This is a genomic window from Streptomyces sp. NPDC104367, from assembly GCF_055583825.1.
This window is the reverse complement of the sequence record NZ_JBVJND010000004.1, coordinates 146,220-160,502: the sequence shown is the minus strand read 5'-3', so window position 1 is coordinate 160,502 and position 14,283 is coordinate 146,220. Positions and strand designations below refer to the sequence as shown.

At 74.2% G+C, this 14,283-nt stretch carries 12 protein-coding genes; 4 read left to right on the top strand and 8 right to left on the bottom strand.

All coding sequences use genetic code 11. The annotated features are described in order from the left end of the window. Positions 1–48 precede the first annotated feature (48 nt). The gene (gene efeB / locus ACZ619_RS08010) at positions 49–1,311 is read right to left on the bottom strand and encodes an iron uptake transporter deferrochelatase/peroxidase subunit (RefSeq protein ID WP_469595595.1); all 1,263 of its coding nucleotides are present in this window, start codon (positions 1,309–1,311) and stop codon (positions 49–51) included. A 47-nt stretch (positions 1,312–1,358) separates the two neighbouring features. Next, positions 1,359–3,617: an iron uptake transporter permease EfeU gene (gene efeU / locus ACZ619_RS08005; protein WP_469595593.1), complete on the bottom strand. Its 2,259-nt coding sequence runs from the start codon at positions 3,615–3,617 to the stop codon at positions 1,359–1,361. Positions 3,618–3,883: 266 nt separating this feature from the next. Between efeU and ACZ619_RS08000 the strand changes: the two genes are divergently transcribed. Next, a complete protein-coding gene (locus ACZ619_RS08000; protein WP_469595591.1) occupies positions 3,884–4,567 on the top strand; it encodes a phosphatase PAP2 family protein in 684 nt (227 codons plus the stop codon). 1 nt (position 4,568) lies between these two features. Here the strand turns inward: ACZ619_RS08000 and prcB are convergent, their stop codons facing one another. Both prcB and ACZ619_RS07990 read right to left on the bottom strand, forming a co-directional pair. After that, a complete protein-coding gene (gene prcB, locus ACZ619_RS07995; RefSeq protein ID WP_469595589.1) occupies positions 4,569–5,429 on the bottom strand; it encodes a proteasome subunit beta in 861 nt (286 codons plus the stop codon). A gap of 88 nt (positions 5,430–5,517) precedes the next feature. After that, on the bottom strand, positions 5,518–6,465 hold the full coding sequence (locus ACZ619_RS07990; RefSeq protein WP_469595587.1) for a lysylphosphatidylglycerol synthase domain-containing protein: 948 nt from the start codon (positions 6,463–6,465) through the stop codon (positions 5,518–5,520). Between the two features lie 240 nt (positions 6,466–6,705). On the opposite strand from ACZ619_RS07990, the gene ACZ619_RS07985 reads away from it, so the two are divergent. Genes ACZ619_RS07985 through ACZ619_RS07975 form a run of 3 tightly spaced genes read left to right on the top strand, consistent with a single transcriptional unit; the run spans position 6,706 to position 8,673 of the window. Further along, positions 6,706–7,089: a BlaI/MecI/CopY family transcriptional regulator gene (locus ACZ619_RS07985; RefSeq protein ID WP_469595585.1), complete on the top strand. Its 384-nt coding sequence runs from the start codon at positions 6,706–6,708 to the stop codon at positions 7,087–7,089. Next, a complete protein-coding gene (locus ACZ619_RS07980) occupies positions 7,086–7,979 on the top strand; it encodes a M56 family metallopeptidase (protein WP_469595582.1) in 894 nt (297 codons plus the stop codon). Before ACZ619_RS07985 ends, ACZ619_RS07980 begins: the two co-directional genes overlap by 4 nt. Before the next feature lie 28 nt (positions 7,980–8,007). Next, positions 8,008–8,673 carry a nucleoside/nucleotide kinase family protein gene (locus ACZ619_RS07975; RefSeq protein WP_469595579.1) on the top strand — a complete coding sequence of 222 codons (666 nt, stop codon included), beginning with the start codon at positions 8,008–8,010 and terminating at the stop codon, positions 8,671–8,673. Between the two features lie 12 nt (positions 8,674–8,685). On the opposite strand, the gene ACZ619_RS07970 is transcribed toward ACZ619_RS07975, so the two are convergent. From ACZ619_RS07970 to ACZ619_RS07955, 4 genes are read right to left on the bottom strand one after another with little or no spacing between them, the layout of a single operon-like run. Then, positions 8,686–10,503, bottom strand: a complete 1,818-nt coding sequence (locus ACZ619_RS07970; RefSeq protein WP_469595577.1) for a hypothetical protein — start codon at positions 10,501–10,503, stop codon at positions 8,686–8,688. Between the two features lie 53 nt (positions 10,504–10,556). After that, positions 10,557–12,275 (bottom strand): hypothetical protein, encoded by a 1,719-nt coding sequence (locus ACZ619_RS07965; RefSeq protein WP_469595575.1) that lies wholly within the window; start codon positions 12,273–12,275, stop codon positions 10,557–10,559. Between the two features lie 2 nt (positions 12,276–12,277). After that, positions 12,278–13,177 carry a carbohydrate ABC transporter permease gene (locus tag ACZ619_RS07960; RefSeq protein ID WP_469595574.1) on the bottom strand — a complete coding sequence of 300 codons (900 nt, stop codon included), beginning with the start codon at positions 13,175–13,177 and terminating at the stop codon, positions 12,278–12,280. Continuing rightward, positions 13,174–14,085: a carbohydrate ABC transporter permease gene (locus tag ACZ619_RS07955; protein ID WP_469595572.1), complete on the bottom strand. Its 912-nt coding sequence runs from the start codon at positions 14,083–14,085 to the stop codon at positions 13,174–13,176. The genes ACZ619_RS07960 and ACZ619_RS07955 overlap by 4 nt, the downstream gene beginning before the upstream one ends. Between the last annotated feature and the right edge of the window lie 198 nt (positions 14,086–14,283).

The window sequence follows — 14,283 nt, the reverse complement described above, 5'->3', positions numbered from 1 at the left end:
GGCCTTTCCCAAGAGAGTTCCAGGAACGGGTAAAGACGCGCGTGGCGCTCAGGCGCCCAGGAGGCCGCTGCCCAGCCAGTCCTTCGCGTTCCGCACGCCGGGCAGGGCGAAGAAGTAGCCGCCGCCGGTCGGTGAGATGTAGTCGACGAGGGGCTCGTCGATCAGCCGCGTCTGGGTGGCCTCGAACTGGCGCTTGACGTCCTGCTGATAGCAGCAGAAGACCAGCCCCATGTCGAGGTCGCCGACCCCGTCGACGCCCCGGTCGTAGTTGTAGCCGCGGCGCAGGATGCGGGAGCCGTCGGTCCGCGGGGTGCGCGGGTTGGCGAGCCGGATGTGGGCGTCCAGCGGGATCGCGTCGCCCTTCGGGTCCTTGGCGTAGTTCGGGACGTCGGTCTCCCCGGTGCCGTCCAGCGGGGCGCCGGTGTCCTTGCGGCGGCCGAACATCAGCTCCTGCTCGCTGAGCGAGACCCGGTCCCAGAACTCGACGAGCATCCGGATGATCCGGATCACCTGGTAGCTGCCGCCCGCCGTCCAGGCCGGCTCGCCCTGTCCGGCGCCGACCCAGACCAGCCGGTCGGTCTCCCGGGCCGAGTGCACGTCCGGGTTGGCGATGCCGTCCTTGAAACCGAGCAGGTTGCGCTGGGCGCCGGTCGGGCGCGGGGCGTTCTGGAAGCCGTCGACGCGCCATCTGATCTGCATGGCCCCGCGCGTGTGCTTGGCGATGTCCCGCAGGGCGTGCAGCACGGTGTCGGTGCTGTCGGCGCAGATCTGGAGCGAGAGGTCGCCGTGGCACTCGGCGGCGGCGAGGTTGTCGTTCGGGAAGGTCCGCATCGGCGTCAGCCGGACCGGCCTGGACCGGGCGAGGCCGTAGCGGTCGTCGAAGAGGGAGGCGCCGACGCCGACGGTGACGGTCAGCGCGTCGGAGGGGACCGTGGGGCCGAGGATGCCGTTGTCGGAGGGCGGCGCGCCGACGCCGAGGTCCTCGGGGGTGCCGCCAAAGGTGAGGAGGCGGGCCCGCGCGGTGATCGTCCTCAGCAGGTCGGCGAGTTCCCGCCGGGTGTCGGCGACGACGTCGAGGGAGACGAAGGTGGCGGCGGCCGGGGCCGGGGTGAGGATGCCGGCCTGGTGGGTGCCGTGGAACGGGACCCTGCCGGTGCCGTCGGCGGCGGCTTCGGCGGTGCCGCCGGACCGGCCCAGCGCGAACCCGCCGCCGGCCAGGACCGCGCCCGCGGCACCGGCGCCGAGCGCGGTCCGCACGAAGGAGCGGCGGCCCGCGCCCATGGGGCAGGACGGGGTGTCGGCAGCGGACATCGGAGGGTTCCCTTCGTCGTACGGGTGCTGGTGGTCGGCGGTGTGCATCAGGCGGACTTCCTGATCTCCAGGAGGTCGGGCACCGGGGAGAGGTCCTCCAGCAGTTGGCCGGTGGCGCCGTCGATCCGCTGCCGGGTGGCCGCGTCGAGCTTCCGGACCGGGGTCCAGGTGCCGTCCCGGTGCTCGGTGTCGAGCAGCTTTTGCAGGCGGGCGATGTCGGCGTCGACGGCCGGCAGCAGCTCGGGCGCGCGGGTGGTCAGCAGCGGCTTCAGTACGGTGAGCAGCTCGCGGGTGCCGTCGAGGTTGGCGTTCGCGGTGGCGAGGTTGGTGCCGCTGCCCTCGTCGGTGTCGGCGGTCAGCTCGAACTGGAGGGTGTTCTCCAGGATCTCGTGGGCCCGCAGCGGCAGGTCGCCGGGGTCGAAGTCCTGGGTCGGGAACGCCCTGCGCAGTCCGGCGGCCGCGTCGGCGAGCGCCCGTGCCGGGGCCTTCAGCACGGCCGCCGGCTGCCCGTGCCACAGCCCGTACTCCAGCCGGTGGAACCCGGCGAAGTCCTTGTCGTGCACACCGCCCGCGAGGCCGTCGGCGCGGCCGTTGATCTTCTGGTCGAAGTCCTCGAAGGTGCCGTAGGCGGCGCCGAGGGAGGAGTAGGTGAGGTGGGCGGTCAGCCAGTCGGTGCGGGCCTTGGCGAGGTGGCCGCGCTCGATGTCGGTGTCGAGGGCGCGGGTCTGGGCGACGAGGGTGGCCAGCCCCCGGTCGACGTACGCGCGGTAGGTCTTCAGCGGCGCGGCGAGGTCTTTCTCCGAGACCGGTACGACCGCCTTGGCGCCGCTTCCGCCGCCGCTGACGGTGACCGGGCCGGAGGTGACGGCCTTGCCGCTGGACGGCACGCAGCGCCAGGCGTAGGTGCCGCCGGCGACGGTGGCGACGAGGTCGCGGGTGGTGCCGGGGGCGAGGCCCTCGACCTCGCCGTAGACCGCGTCGGTGCCAGGGTCGATCAGATACACCTCGGCGGTCCTGCTGCCGGTGTTGCGCATCCTGAAGGTCTGCCGGCCCGTCTTCGGCGCGGTGAACCCCTTGCCGCACTCGGTCTGCGACACGGCCACGGTCTGACCGCCGCCGGGCTTCGGCCGCGCGAACGCGACGACGCCGCCCGCGGCCACCACGGGCACCACGACCACGGCCACCGGCACGACCCATCCCGGCCGCCGCCCCCACAGCCCCTTCCGGGACCTGCCGTCGGCGCCCTCCGGCCCGGCCTGCCCGCGGGACGGCTCCGGCGCGGGCCGCGCCCCGGGGGTCCCGCCGGTCGTCGCGGGCTCGGCCTCGGCGCCGGCCCCCGATCCGCGATCCCCGTCGGGTGACCGGCGAGCGGACTGCGATCCGGGCCGCCCGTCGCGCGGCTCGGCGTCGGCCTCCGGCGCGGGCTCCCGGACGCCCGTCTCCGGTGCGGCCCGCGTCGCAGGGGCGGTTGCGGTGGTGGTCCCGGCGGGGGTCGGCGTGCGTACTCCGCGGACGAAGAGGGTCATGACGATCGTCAGGTAGGTGACGTAGGCGGTCGTCTGGAGCCAGGTCATCGTGGGGGTGATGTTGAGGACGCCCTGGAGGAGGGTGCTGTACCAGGAGCCCGCGTCGACGCTGCCGCCGAGGTCGAGGGCGTACGCGGTGCCGCCGGGGAGGACGCCGCCCTCCTGGAGGTCGCGCAGGCCGTAGCCGAGGACGCCGGCCGCGATCACGACGAGGACGGCGCCGGTGCGGGTGAAGAACCGCGTGAGGTTGATCCTCAGGACCCGGCGGTACAGCCCCCAGCACAGGCCCGCCGCCAGGACCAGCCCGATGCCGGCGCCGGCCAGCGGCCCCGCCGACTCGCCGGCCGCACGCGCCGTCGTCCACAGGAACAGCGCGGTCTCCAGCCCTTCCCGGCCGACCGCGAGGAAGGACGTCAGGACCAGCACGCCCGAGCCCATGGCCAGCGCCCCGGTCACCTTCTCCCTGATCTCGCCGGACAGACCGCGGGCCGAGCGGCGCATCCAGAAGACCATCGCGGTGACGAAGGCGACCGCGATCACGCTGAGGGTGCCGCCGAAGGCCTCCTGGGCCGTGGCGGAGAGCGAGGCCGCGGTGAAGGTGAGCACCGCGCCGAAGCTCATCGCCAGCGCGATCGCCGCCAGCACTCCGGTCCACACCTGCGGCAGCCGTTGCCGGGCCCCGGCCCGGACCAGGGTGGCGACCAGGATCGAGACGATGAGGCCGGCCTCAAGGCCTTCCCTCAGCCCGATCAGGAAACTCGGAAACGCGTCGTCCCACATCCGTCGCTGCCCTCCCCGGCAGGCCCGTCCCCGCCCTGCGGCTCGAACTTAGTGAAGGCATGCCTTACTTCCGTCGACCATGATGACTACACACGTGTAGTCGGTCGGTCATGAACAGGCAATGGTGCGGCAAAAGCCGTGAACGGACACGGACCCGCGCGCCCGACCGGGCCGGCGGGGCCTCGATCGTCTACAGTCGAGTAGACCGTCTGGGTACGGACCGACGGCGTTCCGCGCACCGCACCGAAAGGGCCGGCTCCGACGTCATGGACCGCAGGAAGACCGCGGAGGCGGCGGGGAGCGCGGCGCTGGGCGCGTGGGCGGCGTTCACGGTGCTGGCCCTGGCCGTGGCCGGCCGCCACGGCGCCCCGCTCGCCGTGGACCGCACGCTGCTGGCCTGGTCCCTGGCCCACCGCCCCGACATGGCGGTGGCCGTCGCCCGGGGCCTCACCGCGACCGGCACCGGGGCCGTCCCGTACGCCCTGGTCGTGCTCGCCGGGCTGCTCACCGGCCGTACCCGGCGGCAGCGGGCGGTCGCCGCACTGCTCGGCACGGCCTGCCTCGCGCTGGGCCAGGCGGCGCGGTACGCCGTGATGGAACTGGTCGCCCGCGCCCGGCCGCCGCAGGCCGACTGGCAGGCGCAGGCGTCCGGCTGGTCGTTCCCCTCCGGCCACAGCACCACGGCCGCGCTGACCGCGGGCCTGCTGCTCGTCGCCCTGTGCCTGCGGGCGCCGCACAACCGCCGGTCGCTCGCGGCGGCCGCCGTCTGCTGGGGGCTCGCCGTCGGGCTCACCCGGGTGTTCCTCGGCGTGCACTGGGCCAGTGACGTGCTCGGCGGCTGGCTGTTCGCGGCCGGCTGGCTCCTGGCCTGGGTGAGCGTGGCGGCCAGGTGGGGTCCGGACCCCGGCGCCCGGGACGGCGTACCGGAGGGCGGGCGGCGCGCGCGGTGACTCAGGGCGCGGCGGCCGGTCCGTCCGGGCGGGCGCGGCGCTGGTCGACCGTCTCCCGGGCCAGCTCCTCCGTCTCGGACTCCGGCAGCCGTTCGAAGCCGGCCTCCGTGACGACCGAGACCTGCGGGAAGATACGGCGGTTGAGGTCGGGGCCGCCGGTGGCCGAGTCGTCGTCGGCCGCGTCGTGGAGCGCCTGGAGCGCGGTGCGGGCGGCGTCCCGGCGGCCGAGGCCGGGGCGGTACAGCTTCTTCAGCGCGCCGCCGGCATAGGGCGAGCCGCTTCCCTCGGCGTGGAACGCGCGCTTCTCGTAGAGCCCGCCGACCACGTCGAAGCCGAAGATGCGGCCGCGCCGGCCCTTGGGCGCCCTGGTGTCGTAGCCCGCGAGCAGCGGGACGACGGCGAGGCCCTGCATGGCCTGGCCGAGGTTCTCGCGGATCATTCCGGCGAGCCGGCGGGCCTTGCCGTCGAGGGTCATCGCGACGCCCTCGATCTTCTCGAAGTGGGTGAGTTCGACCTGGTAGAGCCTGACCATGTCGAGGGCGAGCCCGACGGTGCCGGCGAAGGCGACGGCCGTGTGGTCGTCGGCGGGGTGGACCTTCTCCAGGTCGCGCCGGGCGATCAGGTTGCCCATGGTGGCCCGCCGGTCCCCGGCGATCAGCACCCCGTCGCGGTAGGCGAGGGCGAGGACGGTGGTGCCGTGCGGGAAGGCGTCCGGCGCGGCGGCCGTGCCGTCGGGCAGCGGGCTGCGGGTGGGCAGCAGTGCGGGCCGGTGGCCGGCGAGGAACCGCGCGAAGGACGAGGTACCGGGCGTGAAGAACTCCGCCCCGAGCCGGCCGGCGGTGTCGTTGCCGTTCGCTGCCATGCCGCTCCCCTCCCGTGCGGGCCTCCGGTGGCCGGCCCGCGCCGTCCGACTCCTACCTGATGCGGGCCGCCGGGAAACGCCCCGCGGGTCACAGCGCCCGGCGCCGCACCAGCAGCCCGAGCACCAGCAGGCCCGGGAGCAGCGGCAGCCACACGGTCAGCAGCCGGTAGCCGAGCACGGCGGAGGCGGCCGCGGCGCCCGGGACGCCGGAGGCGGTGAGGGCGAGGGCGAGGGCCGCGTCGAGCGAGCCGAGGCCGCCCGGGGTGGGCAGCAGCGCGGCGGCGCCGCTGGCGGCGAGGTAGAGCAGCGCCACCCGGGCCGGAGGCAGGGGGAGTTCGACGGCACGGGTGACGGCGACGAGGACCATCGCGTGCAGCGTGGCGAAGGCCAGCGAGCCGCCCCACAGCGCGGCCGCGCGGGCCGGGCGGGCGTGCACGGCCCGGATGTCGGCCACGACGGCGGCCACCGCTCCCCGGCAGCGCGGCCACAGCCGGTTCCGGAGCAGCAGCGCGAGGAGGACGGCCGCGGCGGCGGCGCCGAGGACGGCGGCCGGGGACACCCGCGGGATGCGCAGCAGGCCGGGGCAGGCGGGCACGAGTGCGGCGATGAGGACGAGCCGGACCGCGGCGCCGGCGCCGGCCTTGACCGCGAGGGCCGACGCGCCGCGGCCGGGCGGGAGCCCGCAGCGCATCAGGAACCTGAGGTTCACCGCGCCCGCGCCGAGTCCTGCGGGCAGCAGGTGGTTGGCGGCCGAGGCGGCGAACTGCGCGGCGACCAGGCGCCGGCCGGGCAGCCGGCGGGCGACCGCGCCCTGCTGGGCGAGTGCGGAGGAGACCCAGGTCCCGACCGCGGCGGTGGCCGCCACGAGCAGCCATCCCCGGTCGGCGCCGGCGAGCCGGACCGCTCCGTGCTCCACGGTCGGCCAGTGCCGCCGGACCAGGTAGAGCGCGCACAGCAGGAGGGCGAGGCAGACGCCGGTCCGCCAGTAGACGCGGGTGCGGCCGGGGGCGGCCGGGACGCCGGGCGGGGCGGTCATGAGTGGACCGGCGGTCCGGCACCGTACAGAAGGGTGTTCGTGTGTGCGGCCGTCGAGTGCGTCCACCCTCTGCCCACCCCCTTCGCGCCCTACAGCCTGTAGGGTCAACCACCTTACAGGCCGATGCGGCCCCGGGCGGCGATCAACCACAAACATGGTCAAAATAGCCTGGTCGGGTGGGGGTTCGCAGCACCGGTACGTCCATGCGGGCGGCGGCACTACGCGCTGTAAGGTTGTGCCATGGCTGGCACAGGGTCCCGCGGCAGGGCGGAGCGGCGCAGCGCCGGAGAGCTGGAGAGCGAGGTCCTGGCGGCGCTCTGGGCCACCGAACGGCCGCTGACCCCGGCCGAGATCCAGTCCGACATCGGCGGCGGCCTGGCGTACAACACGGTGCACACCATCCTGAAGCGGCTGTACGACAAGGGGCTGGTGCTCCGGGACGCGGACGGGCGGCGCGGCGCGTACCGGCCGGCGAAGAACGCGGCCGAGCTGACCGCCGAGGCCATGCACGAGGCCCTGGACCGGGGCCCGGACCCGATCGCGGCGCTCCAGCAGTTCGTGTCCGGGCTCAGCCCGGAGGAGGAGCGGGCGCTGCGGAAGCTGTTCGCCGGGGGCGGCGCATGAGGTTCGACGTCTACACCCCGCTGCTGGTCTCCCTGTTGCTGCCGGTGGTCAGTCCGGTGATCGGGCGGCGCGTCGCACCGGCGCTGGCCGCGCGGGTGCTGACGTCCGCCGCCGTGCTGACCGCCGCCGCGACCACCTGGTCCCTCGTCCTGCTGACCACCGCCCTGCTGGGCGACGCGCCGCCGGTGGTCCGCGAGGCCCGGGAGGACGGCCGGCGGCTGGCCGACCCGGTGCCCGAGGTGATCGGCGTGGCCGCGTGTGTCGCGCTGGCCGTGGTGGTCTGGCGGGTGCAGCGGGCGGTGCGCGCCGAGCGCCGTACCCGGCGGGCGCTGCGGAAGCTGTGCGAGGGGCAGCCCCGGGACACCGAGCTGGTGGTGGCCGCCTCCGAGGTGCCGCGGGCGTTCGCGATCCCGGGGCGGCCGGGCCGGATCCTGGTCACCTCGGCGATGCTGGGCGCGCTGGCGCCGCCGGAGCGCCGGGTGCTGCTGGCGCACGAGCGGGCGCACCTGGCGCACCGGCACGGCCGGGTGGTGACGGCGGCGACGCTCGCGGCCGCCGCCAACCCGCTGCTCGGCCCGGTCCGTTCGGCGGTGGCCTTCCTGGTCGAGCGCTGGGCGGACGAGCAGGCGGCGGCCGACGTCGGGGACCGGGGCGCCACCGCACGCGCGCTGGCCCGGGCGGCGCTGTGCGCGGGCCGCGTCCGCCCTGCGTGCGGACTGAACTTCACCGACCGGGCGGTCACCCGGCGGATCGCGGCCCTGCAGACCACCCCGCCCCCGCAGCTGTGGTCCGCCGCAGCGGCCGTCCTCGCCCTGGGCGCGGTGCCGGCCCTCTTCGCGGTGGACGCGACGGGCGACCTGGTCGGGCTGCTGTGGAGCGGGCTGACCTAGCGCGGCCACGCGGTGTCAGACTTTCCCCGTGCCGCTGACTTTCGACGATCTCCTCGACCGCGCCCGCTCCCTCGCCGCCCGCGGGCCGCGCGTGCTCCTCGGTGTGGCGGGCAGCCCCGGCGCCGGCAAGACGACCCTGGCCGAGCATCTGGTGCGGGAGCTGAACGGCACCGGCGAGCCGTGGGCCGCGCAGGTGCCGATGGACGGCTTCCACCTGGCCGACGCCGAGCTGGAGCGGCTCGGCCTGAGGGACCGCAAGGGCGCGCCGGCGACCTTCGACGCGGGCGGGTACGCGGCGCTGCTGCGCAGGCTGCGCGAGGACACCGCCGAGGTGGTGTACGCGCCGGGCTTCGAGCGGGTGCTGGAGCAGCCGCTCGCGGGCGCGGTCCCGGTGCCGCCCTCGGCCCGGCTGGTGGTGACGGAGGGCAACTACCTGCTGCTCACGGACGGCCCGTGGGCGCGGGTGCGGCCGGCCCTGGACGAGGTGTGGTTCTGCGAGATCGACGAGACCGAGCGGATACGGCGGCTGGTGGCCCGGCACGAGGAGTTCGGCAAGCCGCACGCGGCGGCCGTGGCCTGGGTCGCGGGCACCGACCAGCTCAACGCCGACCTGGTCGCGGCCACCCGGGACCGGGCGGACCTGGTGGTTCCGCGGACGGCGCTGCCCGCGCCGTACGACGCGGGCAGCCGCTGAACCGGCCGGAGCCTACCCGGCGGTGAGGGTGAGGCCGGGGACGCCGGCCGGGTCGTCGGGTCCGACGACGGCCGTGAACGCCTCGGTGCGCACGGTCAGATCGCCCTCGAACGACGGGGTGAAGTCACCGCCGGGTCCGTACCGCACGGCGAACACCCGCAGGTGCCGAGGCGCGTCCGGCACCGGCCCTGCCTCGTACGCCGTCGAGGCGACCAGACGGCTCCAGCCCCGGTCCGGGTCGCCGTATCCGCGCGGGTCGTCGGCGAGGGCGAACGCGGCCTGTTCCTGGGTGAGTTCGGCGCGCGCGTCGAAGTGGTCGGCGTCCTGCCGGGCGGGGTGGGTGAGGCGCAGCGGGCCCGCCGAGACGATCTCGCCCTCGGCGACCCGGCGCACCCGGTCCCCGTCGTCGGCCGCGTAGGGCAGCCCGGCCAGCAGGTACGGCGACCCGTCGAGGTGTTCGAGGGCGACCGTCACCCACAGGCGGGTGCCGTCCGTGACGTACAGCGAGCGCACCCGGCGCAGTACCTGGTCGCGGCCCACGACGGGCTTGCCGACCAGCTTGGCCCGCAGTCCGCCGGCGCGGACGTCCCGGACCCGGACCTCGCCCATCGGCCGGCAGTGCACGAAGCCGTCCAGGACGGGCCCGAAGCCGTGCTGCCGGCCGACCGCGGCCGGGAGGTAGTAGGTGCCGCCCGCCTCGACCAGCGCCGGGGTCATCCGGCTGTCGAAGGCCACCGAGACGGTGCCGGCGCGGAGCTGGTGGCGGGCCTCGGCGGTGGACGGGGCGCGGTGCCAGGGGGTGGTGTCCTGGATCTGCCAGACCAGCATCCAGGCGAAGTGCCCGTCGACACCGCCGTCGGACCTGACGGCGTACCGGCCCCAGCGGGTGTCGCCGCGGTAGCGGCCGAGGTCGGCGCCGATCCGGGCGCCGAAGTAGCGCAGGCCGAGGACGGACTCGAAGCCGGAGTGCTGTTCGCTGTAGCGGGGGCCGCCGTTGTCGTAGCCGCCGTTCGGCAGGCGGGCGTCGATGTACCGGGCGAGCGCCTCGCCGTCCTCGGCGAACATCGCGGCGCCGCTGACCCGGTGGGCCTGGGCGAGGAAGGAGAGGGAGATCGGGCCGTAGTTGTTGTCGTAGGCGCCGCCGTGCTCCGGGGGCAGCAGGGCGCCCCGGTCGAGGACGCGGTGGGCGCGGATGCGGTCGGTGTACAGGCCGAGCGCCCGCTCGCGGACCCGCTCCGCCTCCTCGGCGGGGAGGTGGCGGGCCAGCATCAGCCCGCCGACCACGCAGCCGATCGCCTGGTTGCCGGCCTCCTGCGGGTTGAAGAAGGTGGCCTCGGTCAGCCAGCGCCAGTAGCCGCGGCCCAGCTCGGTCAGTGCCGGGCGCTGGTCGTCGGCGACGAGACCGTCGGCCAGGTCGAGGAGGTTCACCGCCTGGAGCAGCGCCCACACGGTGCTGGGCCAGTCGCCGATCGGGTGCGCGCCCGGCGCGAGCACGTAACGGGCGTGGGGGAACCCGGAGCCGCGGATCCGGAGGTTGGGATAGCCCGGGTTGTCCTCGGTGTGGACGCGCTCGCGCAGGTGGAAGGCGATGCTGCGGTGGACCGCCTCGGGCAGCCTCGGGTCCCTCCCGCGCTGCCAGGCGAGGGCGAGCAGGGAGGTGACGCCGAGCGAGGTGTCGCCGATGTCGTCGTCGGCGTCGGGGTGTTCGAGGTTTCCCTCGGGGGTGAGGCGGGCCAGGGCCTGGGCGGTGACGTCGGCGAGGACCGCGTCGTAGGCCTCGGGGGTGGACGGCAGGTCGTGCAGCGGGCCGAGCTGGCGCGGCAGGTGCATCGGAGGAGGTCAGCCCTTCGTGCCGGAGGTGGCCGTGGTGGGGGTCGTCGGGGTCAGCGGACGGGTGCGGGCCGGACGGCGCGCAGTGCGACGGTCAGTCTCTGCGGGCCCTGCCCGCCGATGTAGACACGGTTGCCCGTCGTCGCGTCGGTGCCGCCCACCACGGTGTGGTCCTGCCCCGGGTCGTAGCGCAGTACCTCGCCCCGCTCCGGTCCGGCGAGCGGTTCGCCCGCCTCGACGACGGTCTCGACCCGGATCCCGTCGTCACCGGCCCGGTAGGTCATCGGGCCGGCCGGCAGGCACCAGCGTCCGTCGCCCGTCGGCACGGCGCCCTCCGGCACGCCGCCCGGCCGGAAGGTCAGTTCGAGCGCCCAGGGCACCCGGGGTCCGCTGATGTCGATCCGCAGGTCGGCGCCGTCCTCCCGCAGGTCCACCTCGACACGGGTGGTGTGCGAGACCTCGTCCCGGGGCCGGTCCTGGAAGGCCATCGAGGCCGAGAAGCGGCCCTCGTCCGCCAGCCGGTAGGCGCCGTCCTCGCGATGGTGCTCCGGCGGGAGCGGCTGGTAGTAGGCGGCCGTGAGGGTCTCGGTGAGCAGGTACCGGTCGTCGGCGAGCCGCCGCAGGCCGGCCGCGCGGAACGGGCCGAGGTCGAAGAAGCCCCGGGAGAGGCGGACCGCGTCGAGGACGGCGTCGCCGGCGAACAGGCGCAGGAAGGTGGGGTCGCAGGCGAGGCCGGAGCGGATGCGGCGGTGCTCGGGCACGTCGGAGCCGCCGTAGACCACCGTGTGCGCGCGGGCCGAGGCGCGGGAGGCCAGGCCCGCGGTGCCGAGGTACCCGGCGCGGGGCAGTGTCTCCGGGGCCGGTGCGGGCAGTGTGCGGCACAGGTCCGGGGTGAGGAGGGTCTCGGCGAGCAGGTCGGGGTCGTCGATGCCGCCGGCGGCCGCCAGCCGTGCCGCCCGGCTGAAGTCGCCCCGGCCGGTGCGGATCGCGAGCAGCCGGTAGTGCCGCAGGTAGGGCGCCAGCGGGAACGGGTGGCCCTGGTCCTGCCGTCGCGAGTGGACGGTCTCCACCGTGCCGTCCGGCAGGATGAGCTCCAGGGTCGCGGCGAGGTTGCGTTCGACGGCGTCCGCGAGGTCGGTGCGGCCGAGGACGTCGGCGAGCAGCAGCAGCGAGGGGTTGGAGACGTGGACCGCGTAGTTGGCGCTCCGCTCCGAGTACAGGCCCTCCGCGTCGATGTCGACGCCCTCGGCGAGCCACTGGGCCACCCGGTCGAGCAGCCGGCCGTCCGGGAACGACCGGTGCAGCCGGGCCAGCGCGGCGCTGAGCTCCCAGCGGTGGTTCGGCGTGTGCACGCCACCGGTCAGCAGGCTCCCGGTGGCGGCGCCGGCGATCTCGGCGAGCGCGGCGGTGACGTCGCGCAGTTCCGGCCCCGCGCCGGCGGCGAGGACGTGGGCGTCGCACACGTCGTTCACGGTGAACGCGGAGTCCGGCGGTGACTGCACGTTGTCGCCGCCGGCGAAGAGGCCGGTGGCGGTCTGCGCGGCCCGCAGGGCGCGGAGGTGGGCCGTGGCCGCGGCGACGGCACGTTCGCTGCCGTGCAGTGCCGAGTCCGGGGACCGGTACGCCGCGACCAGAGTCTTCACCCGGTGCGCCAGGGCGCGGTGTGTGACACCGGTGGGTTCCTGGTCGGGTCCGGCCGCCAGCGGGGCGGCCGACCGGTCGGCGGCGGCCGCCGCCGCGCGGACGAACTCGTGGTCGAGCTGGGTGGGCAAGGTCAGTCCTTCAGTCCGGCGTTGATGTCGGCGTTCATGACGTAACGCTGGAACACCAGGAAGACGGCGATCAGCGGGATCATGGAGATGACCGATCCGCCGAGCAGTACCGACCAGTTGATGTTCTGCGCGCCGACGAGGCTCTGGATGCCGATCTGCACGGTGAACTTGCTGGGGTCGTTCAGCATCAGCAGCGGCCAGATGTAGTCGTTCCAGCGCCACTGGAAGGACAGGATGGCGAGCGTCAGCATGATGGGCCGGGAGATCGGCACCATGATCCGCAGGAAGATCGACAGTTCACGCGCGCCGTCGATCCGGGCGGCCTCGACGAGTTCGTCGGGGACCGTCAGGAAGAACTGGCGGAACATGAAGCATCCGGTCGCGGTGAGCACGGCCGGCAGGATGATGCCGGCGAACGAGTTGTAGAGGCCCAGGTTGCGGACCACCAGGAACTCGGGGGCGAGCATGACCTCGGACGGCAGCATCGTGGTGGCCAGGATGCAGAGGAAGAAGGCCTTGAGCCACTTGTTGTCGTACTTGGCCAGCGCGTAGCCGGTGCAGCAGCTGACTCCCACCGTGAGGATCGTCGTGATCACGCACACGAGGGCCGTGTTGATGAAGTACTGGGAGAAGTTGGCGCTGCGCCACGCCTCCGAGTAGCCCGACAGGGTGGGGTGGTGCGGGAACACGGTCAGCGGAAGGGAGAACAGGTCCCCGGCCGGCTTGAAGGAGCTGAGGACGAACCAGAGGACCGGCAGTCCGTAGAGGACCGCCAGGACCCACAGCAGTGTCGTCGCGGGCACCGCGCGCCGAAGCTCCCCGCTCCCGCGGCGGGACGGCTTCTTGGAGACGGCCGGTGCGGAGCCGGCGTCGGCCGGACGCGGCGTGTCTGTGGTTGTCATCGGTTCTCCATCCGCCGGTTGACGATCAGCTGGATGATCGCGACGGCCATCAGGATGATCATGAGCACGAACGACGCGGCGCTCGCGTAGCCGATCTGGCCCCGGTTGAAGCCGGTCTGGTAGATGTACTGGACGAGCAGGTTGTTCGACGTTCCCGGTCCACCGCTGTTGAGCGAGAGGAAGAGCGGGTACTCCTTCATCGCGTTGATCGTGTTGAGGAGGATGACGATGAACGAGGTGGGCGCGATGCTCGGCAGCGTGATGCTGACGAACTGGCGCCAGGGGCCCGCGCCGTCGAGCGAGGCGGCCTCGTAGTACGAGGTGGGCACGTTCTTGATCGCGGCTATGAACAGCAGCATCGAGAAGGCCGTGCCCCACCAGGCGCCGGCCATGACCACGACGCCCAGCGAGAGGTCCGCGTTCGACTGCCACGCGATCTCGTGGCCGCCGAGCTTCTCGATGACGTAGTTGATCAGGCCGAAGTTCTCGCCGAACAGCCACCGCCACAGCACACCCACGACGATGGGCGAGATGAGCCACGGCACGAAGAAGATGACCCGGGCGACCGACTTGCCCTTGGCCTGGTTGCTCACCAACAGGTTGGCGATGAGCAGCGAGAGCACGAAGTTCAGCGGCACGACGAGCACGGTGTAGAGCAGCGTCCGGGCCAGCGCGTCGTAGAAGGTGGAGTCGCCGAACAGGTTCTGGTAGTTGTCCAGTCCGACGAACTGGAACGCCCCCACTCCCGTGTAGTTCGTGAAGGAGTAGACGAGCCCGATCACCGCCGGCCACACGAAGAACAGTGCGAAGAGCACGACATTGGCCGCGATGAGCACCAACGGCGCGAGGGTGTAGGTGCCGTGTCGCCTGGGCGGGCTCCCGGACACGTCCGAGGCGCGTTTTGTCATCTTCCTGACTCCGTGCTGTGGGGATGGATTGCTGTGGGCCCACACCGTGGGCCCTGCGTCACATGGGCGTCCGGGGGCCGGGGGGGGGGGGGGGGCCCCCCCCCCCCCCCCGGGGGGCCCCCCCCCCCCCCCGCCCAGCGGGGTGTTTGCGGACACGAAGTTATTTTGGGGCCTGTCAACCCGAATGTGGGCGGTTAT

Bases quoted from the DNA above. Each gene is read 5' to 3' on its own strand.
- ACZ619_RS07980 (WP_469595582.1), top strand. From the start codon at position 7,086: ATGAGGTTCGACGTCTACACCCCGCTGCTGGTCTCCCTGTTGCTGCCG.
- ACZ619_RS07985 (WP_469595585.1), top strand. From the start codon at position 6,706: ATGGCTGGCACAGGGTCCCGCGGCAGGGCGGAGCGGCGCAGCGCCGGA.
- efeB (WP_469595595.1), bottom strand. From the start codon at position 1,311: ATGTCCGCTGCCGACACCCCGTCCTGCCCCATGGGCGCGGGCCGCCGC.
- ACZ619_RS07970 (WP_469595577.1), bottom strand. From the start codon at position 10,503: ATGCACCTGCCGCGCCAGCTCGGCCCGCTGCACGACCTGCCGTCCACC.
- ACZ619_RS07990 (WP_469595587.1), bottom strand. From the start codon at position 6,465: ATGACCGCCCCGCCCGGCGTCCCGGCCGCCCCCGGCCGCACCCGCGTC.
- ACZ619_RS08000 (WP_469595591.1), top strand. From the start codon at position 3,884: ATGGACCGCAGGAAGACCGCGGAGGCGGCGGGGAGCGCGGCGCTGGGC.
- prcB (WP_469595589.1), bottom strand. From the start codon at position 5,429: ATGGCAGCGAACGGCAACGACACCGCCGGCCGGCTCGGGGCGGAGTTC.
- ACZ619_RS07960 (WP_469595574.1), bottom strand. From the start codon at position 13,177: ATGACAACCACAGACACGCCGCGTCCGGCCGACGCCGGCTCCGCACCG.
- efeU (WP_469595593.1), bottom strand. From the start codon at position 3,617: ATGTGGGACGACGCGTTTCCGAGTTTCCTGATCGGGCTGAGGGAAGGC.
- ACZ619_RS07955 (WP_469595572.1), bottom strand. From the start codon at position 14,085: ATGACAAAACGCGCCTCGGACGTGTCCGGGAGCCCGCCCAGGCGACAC.